This window comes from Sphingomonas parapaucimobilis NBRC 15100 (assembly GCF_000787715.1).
Lineage (GTDB): Bacteria > Pseudomonadota > Alphaproteobacteria > Sphingomonadales > Sphingomonadaceae > Sphingomonas > Sphingomonas parapaucimobilis.
Map to the genome: position 1 here is coordinate 1 of NZ_BBPI01000002.1, position 5,553 is coordinate 5,553.

Annotated in this window: 4 protein-coding genes; 1 reads left to right on the forward strand and 3 read right to left on the reverse strand. The window is 65.0% G+C overall.

Annotated features, from left to right (window positions below):
- Positions 1-133: 133 nt before the first annotated feature.
- Genes xylA through SP5_RS00710 form a run of 3 tightly spaced genes read right to left on the reverse strand, consistent with a single transcriptional unit; the run spans position 134 to position 4,041 of the window.
- Complete coding sequence (xylA, locus tag SP5_RS00700) at positions 134-1,456, reverse strand: xylose isomerase (RefSeq protein ID WP_042482640.1); 1,323 nt, start codon at positions 1,454-1,456, stop codon at positions 134-136.
- Complete coding sequence (xylB, locus tag SP5_RS00705) at positions 1,457-2,905, reverse strand: xylulokinase (protein ID WP_042482644.1); 1,449 nt, start codon at positions 2,903-2,905, stop codon at positions 1,457-1,459. It abuts the gene before it with no gap.
- Positions 2,906-2,913: 8 nt separating this feature from the next.
- Positions 2,914-4,041 (reverse strand): glycoside hydrolase family 43 protein, encoded by a 1,128-nt coding sequence (locus tag SP5_RS00710; protein ID WP_439645589.1) that lies wholly within the window; start codon positions 4,039-4,041, stop codon positions 2,914-2,916.
- Between the two features lie 358 nt (positions 4,042-4,399).
- Here SP5_RS00710 and SP5_RS00715 point away from each other — a divergent pair, with 358 nt between their 5' ends.
- Positions 4,400-5,470: an alpha/beta hydrolase gene (locus tag SP5_RS00715; protein ID WP_042482647.1), complete on the forward strand. Its 1,071-nt coding sequence runs from the start codon at positions 4,400-4,402 to the stop codon at positions 5,468-5,470.
- The last annotated feature ends 83 nt before the right edge of the window (positions 5,471-5,553 follow it).

Genomic DNA, 5,553 nt, shown 5'->3' on the forward strand with positions numbered 1-5,553 from the left:
TTAGACTCTAAATTTCCGTTCAGCCTGAGCGAAGTCGAAGGCCACGCCATCCGGCCAACAAAAAGGGGCGTATCCGAACCACCGGATGCGCCCCTTTTTCGCAGGTGAAGCGGGTCCGAAGACCCGCCCCCTCTTACTTGCCCGAGTGGACGATGCGGTTGACGAGGTTCTCGATCCGCTCCTGACGGCCCGAACGCGGCTTCGGATCGATCGCCTTCTGCTCGGCAAGGTCTGCGATCCCGGCGAGGTCGAGGCCGCCGATCTGCTGGCCGAAATCGGCGTCCCAACCGGCATAACGCTCGGACTTGATCGCATCCAGGCGACCGTCCTCGATCAGCGCAGCGGCGTTGAGCAGGCCCTTGGCGACGACGTCGATACCTCCGACATGGCCGTGGAACAGGTCGACCGCATCCATCGACTGGCGACGCACCTTGGCGTCGAAGTTGAAGCCGCCGGTGGTGAAGCCACCCGCCCGGATAATCTCCAGCACGGCCAGCGTCAGTTCCTCGACCGAGTTGGGGAATTGATCGGTATCCCAGCCATTCTGGTGGTCGCCGCGATTGGCGTCGATCGAGCCGAAGATGCCCAGCGCACCCGCCGTGGCGATCTCATGCTCGAAGGTGTGACCCGCCAGCGTGGCGTGGTTCGCCTCGATATTGACCTTCACTTCGTTCTCGAGACCGTAGGCCTTGAGGAAGCCGTACACGGTCGCCGTGTCGAAATCATACTGGTGTTTGGTCGGCTCGTGCGGCTTCGGCTCGATCAGGATGGTGCCGGTGAAGCCGATCTTGTGCTTGTGCTCGACGACCAGCGACAGGAAGCGGCCCAGATTGTCCAGCTCGCGCTTCATATTGGTGTTGAGCAGCGTCTCGTAACCCTCGCGACCGCCCCACAGCACATAGTTGGCGCCGCCCAGACGGTGCGTCGCTTCGAGAGCATCGCGGACCTGCATCGCGCCGAACGCATAGACTTCGGGGTCCGGGTTGGTCGCGCCACCGGCGGCGAAGCGCGGATGGCTGAACAGGTTGGCGGTGCCCCAGAGCAGCTTGCGGCCCGACGAGGCCTGCAGCTTTTCGAGGTGATCGACCGCTTCGGCGAAGTAACGGCGATGCTCGGCCACGCCCTGCGCATCGGCCATCACGTCGACGTCGTGGAAGCAGTAATAGGGCACGTCGAGCTTGGAGAAGAAGTCGAACGCCACCTCACGCTTCTGTGCCGCGGCCGCGCTGTCGTTCGCGCCCGCATGCCACGGGCGGTTGAAGGTGCCGCCGCCGAACACGTCCGAACCCGGCCAGCAGAAGGTGTGCCAGAAGCACGCGGCGAAGCGGAGATGCTCCTCCATCGTCTTGCCCAGCACGACGCGGTTCTTGTCGTAGAAGCGGTAAGCGAGTTCGTTGTCGCTGTCCGGACCCTCGTAACGGATCGTCGGGATGTCGGCGAAAAAGTCGGTAGCCATTTAACGGTTCCTCGGAGTGATACGGGAATAGCTGTCGCGGAAGCGCGCGATCTTGGGGGCGAAACGCTCGGCGAGCGCGGCGTCGGGGGCGATGCTGTGGCTGACGGGCGGCGGCGCGCAAACCTCCTCCGGCGAGCCGCCATCGACCGCCAGCTGGGCCAGACGCGCCGCCCCCAGCGCGGGACCGACCTCGCCGCCCTTCAGATAGACCAGCTCGACGTTCAGCGCGGCGGCCAGCGTCTGGCCCCAATAGGACGAACGCGCCCCGCCACCGATCACCGACAGCTGCGACAGCTCGGTCCCGGCATCGCGCAGCACCGACAGGCCGTCGGCCAGCGCAAAGGCCACGCCCTCCAGCACCGCCTGCGCCAGCCGCTCCGGCGTGGTGTCGTGGTCGAGGCCCAGGAAGGCGCCGCGAACCTCGGCATCGTTATGCGGCGTGCGCTCACCCGAAAGATAGGGCAGGAAGATTTCCGGGCCGCTCGCGGGACCCACGCTCTCGGCGCGGGCGAACAGCTCAGCCGCACCGGGCGTGCCCGTCAATCGTGCGACCCAATCGATGCAGGCCGCCGCCGACAGATGGACCGACATCTGGTGCCACATATTCGGCAGACAGTGGCAGAAGGCATGAACCGCACCCGCCGGATTGGGGCGGAATTCCTTGGTCGCGGCGAAGATAACGCCCGACGTGCCCAGCGACAGCAAGGCGTCGCCGTCCTTGACCACGCCCACGCCAGCGGCCCCGGCGGCATTGTCGCCACCGCCGCCCGCGACCGGCACCTGATCGATGCCCCAGGCTTCCGCCACCTCGGCGCGCAGCTTGCCGGTCTGCGCCGTGCCTTCGACCGCCTGCGGCATCTGTTCGCGGGTCAGGCCGGTGGCGGCGAGGATATCGTCGCTCCACTCCCGGCGATCCACGTCCAGCCAGAGCGTGCCCGCCGCATCCGACACGTCGGACGCCTTTTCACCCGTCATGCGCAGGCGGACATAATCCTTGGGCAGCAACACGGTGCGGATTTTCGCGAAGATTTCCGGCTCGTGATGCGCGACCCAGAGCAGCTTGGGCGCGGTGAAGCCCGGCATCGCCAGATTACCCGCGATGCGATGCAGATCGGGGGCCTTGGCCTCCAATTCAGCGCACTCGGCCTCGCTGCGCCCGTCATTCCACAAGATGCCGGGCCGCAGCACCTGATCGTCCGCGCCCAGCAAGGTGGCGCCGTGCATCTGCCCGGCAAGCCCGATGCCGCGCACCGCCCGGCGCACCGCCGGGTCGATCGCGCGGACGGCGGCGGTCGTCGCCTGCCACCAGGCATCCGGGTCCTGTTCGGACCAGAGCGGCTGGGGACGCTGCACGGTCAGCGCCGCCGTCCCCTGCCCCACCACCGCGCCATGTTCGTCCAGCACGACGGCTTTCACGCCCGACGTGCCGATATCAATCCCCAGGAACATCGTCGTCCTTACTTCACGAACGGGTCGATGGTCGGGATCGTCCCGTCCGGGTTGAACTTCAACTCGGTCATCTTGACGTTACGCAGGTGGTTCTTGTCCGACAACTGAGTATCGGCGTAGAAAAGCCACCACTTGCCCTTCCACTCCACGATCGAGTGATGGGTGGTCCAGCCCTGCACCGGCTTCAGGATATGCCCCTTATAGGTGAACGGGCCATAAGGGCTCGTGCCAATCGCATAGTTCAGGAAATGCGTGTCGCCGGTCGAATAGGTGTAATAATATTTGCCGTCGCGCTTGAAGACCCAGGACGCCTCGAAGAAGCGCTTGTCATGGTCGCCACCCAGCACCGGCTTGCCCTTTTCGTCGAGGATCACGACGTCGCGCGGGGTTTCGGCGAAGGTCTTCATGTCCGGGTTCATCTTGGCGATCTTGCCCGAGATGGCGGGCTGGTCGTCCTGCTTCAGGTCGGTATCGCTGCCGTTCGGATCATATTTGCCGTCCTTCCAGCGCTGAAGCTGGCCGCCCCAGATGCCGCCGAAATACATGTACGCGGTGCCGTCCGTGTCCTGATAGACGGCCGGGTCCATCGAGAAGCTGCCGGGGATGGCCTCCGGCTCGGCCTTGAACGGACCCATCGGGTTCTTCGAGGTCGCGACGCCGATGCGGAACGCGCCCAGGCCGTTCTTGTCCTTGGTCTTATCGCGCGCGGGGAAATAGAGATAATAGGTGCCGTCCTTATAGGCGGCATCGGGCGCCCACATCTGCTGCGAGGCCCAGGGCACGTCCTTCACGTCGAGGGCGACGGGGCCGACCGAGACCTTGCCGCCCGGCTCGTCCATGCGCAGCACACGATAGTCGCGCATCGCATACTGGTTGCCCAGATCGTCGTTCGGCGTGTCGGTCGGCACGTCATGGCTGGGGTAGATATAGAGCTTGCCATCGCTCCAGACATGCGCGGACGGATCGGCGGTGAAGATCTCGCGCACCAGCGGCTGCGAGAGATAATGGCGACCATCGGGCGAGGTCGGGTTGGCATCGTTCGACGCCGTCGTCGTGTTTTCCGCCACGGTATTGTCGGCCGTATGCTGCGTCCCGCAGGCCGCGGTGCCGAGACCCAGCACAAGGCTGGCCATCATCAAGCGCTTCATCGCTTTTCCTCTCCAAGCGCCCCGTCTTCGGAGCTTTGCAGGCACGATAGCGCTATCAGGATGAGGGATGCAAGGCCGGTTGGGCGTTTTGCGATGGGACAGGTGGGAACGTGGCCTTCGACTTCGCTCAGGCTGAACGGAGCGAAGGATTATGCCCAAGCCACCAAACCTCGTTCAGCCTGAGCGAAGTCGAAGGCCAAGGGAATCCAGCGCCGATACGGCCGCTTGACAATATAAACCCCGCATTGTTGGTAACGATATCCGACCCCGCCCCTTCCCTCGCGGGTCGCCCCCTACAAGACCGACACCCCATGTCGGCGCGTTTTCAGGACAGAGGATGACCCGCATGGCCCTTCGCTTTTCGCCTGCCAAATGGCTGCTCGCCGCCGGGGTCGCGCTGCTGCCCATTGCGGCCGCGCCTGCCCAGATGGCTACCCAGTCTCCGACCGTCGTGCCCGGCGCCAAGCCGGTCACGGTCGAGCGGATCAAGGTCCATTCCGCCGCGATCGAGGGCAATCTGGAGGGCAACAGCGCCGACCGCGACGTCATCGTCGTCCTGCCGCCCGACTATGCCAGGAACCGCACGCGCCGCTATCCGGTCGTCTATGCGCTGCACGGCTATTCGATCGGCGCGGACCAGTGGACCAAGGAAATCCACGTCCCCGCCTCGGTCGAAGGGGCGTTCGCGCGCGGCGTCCCACCAATGATCCTGGTCTTTCCCGATAGCAAGACGATGCACAACGGATCGATGTACGCATCGTCCCAGACGGTCGGCGATTTCGAGCGGTTCATCAGCCACGACCTGATCGCCGCGATCGATGCGCGCTATCGCACGATCCCGCGCCGCGAAGCCCGCGGCCTCGCCGGTCATTCGATGGGCGGCTATGGCACCGCGCGAATCGGCATGAAGCATGCCGATATGTACGGGGCGATCTATATGATGAGCCCCTGCTGCCTGTCGCCGCGTGCGATGGCGCGGCCCGAGGGCACTGATGAAAAGCTGCTGACCAGCCTCGCCTCGCCCGCTGAGTCCGCCAAGCTGAACTGGGGCCAGCGCGCGATGCTCGCCGCCTCGGCCGCCTGGTCGCCCAATCCCAAGAACCCGCCGCTCTATCTCGACCTGCCGGTCAAGGACGGCAAGGTGCGGGACGATATCGTCGCCAAGTGGCTGGCCAACATCCCGCTGGCCTTCGTGGACCAATATGTCACGCCCTTGCGCAGCTATCGCGCGATCGGGCTGGATGTCGGATCGCAGGACGGGCTGAAGGCGGATGCGCAGAAGCTGCACGAGGCGCTCGACAGCTATGGCATCGCCCACAAGTTCGAGATTTACGAGGGCGACCATGTGAACCGGATCGGGGTGCGCTTTCAGGAGCAGGTCCTGCCTTTCTTCGGGCGGGCGCTGGCGACGAAGTGAATTCATTCCTCCCCTGCAAGGGGAGGTGGCAGGGCGAAGCCCTGACGGAGGGGGCGGGCCGCAGGATACGTCCTTTATGGCAA

Coding starts and splice junctions, on each gene's coding strand:
- xylA (WP_042482640.1), bottom strand. CDS start 1,456: ATGGCTACCGACTTTTTCGCCGACATCCCGACGATCCGTTACGAGGGT.
- xylB (WP_042482644.1), bottom strand. CDS start 2,905: ATGTTCCTGGGGATTGATATCGGCACGTCGGGCGTGAAAGCCGTCGTG.
- SP5_RS00710 (WP_439645589.1), bottom strand. CDS start 4,041: ATGATGGCCAGCCTTGTGCTGGGTCTCGGCACCGCGGCCTGCGGGACG.
- SP5_RS00715 (WP_042482647.1), top strand. CDS start 4,400: ATGGCCCTTCGCTTTTCGCCTGCCAAATGGCTGCTCGCCGCCGGGGTC.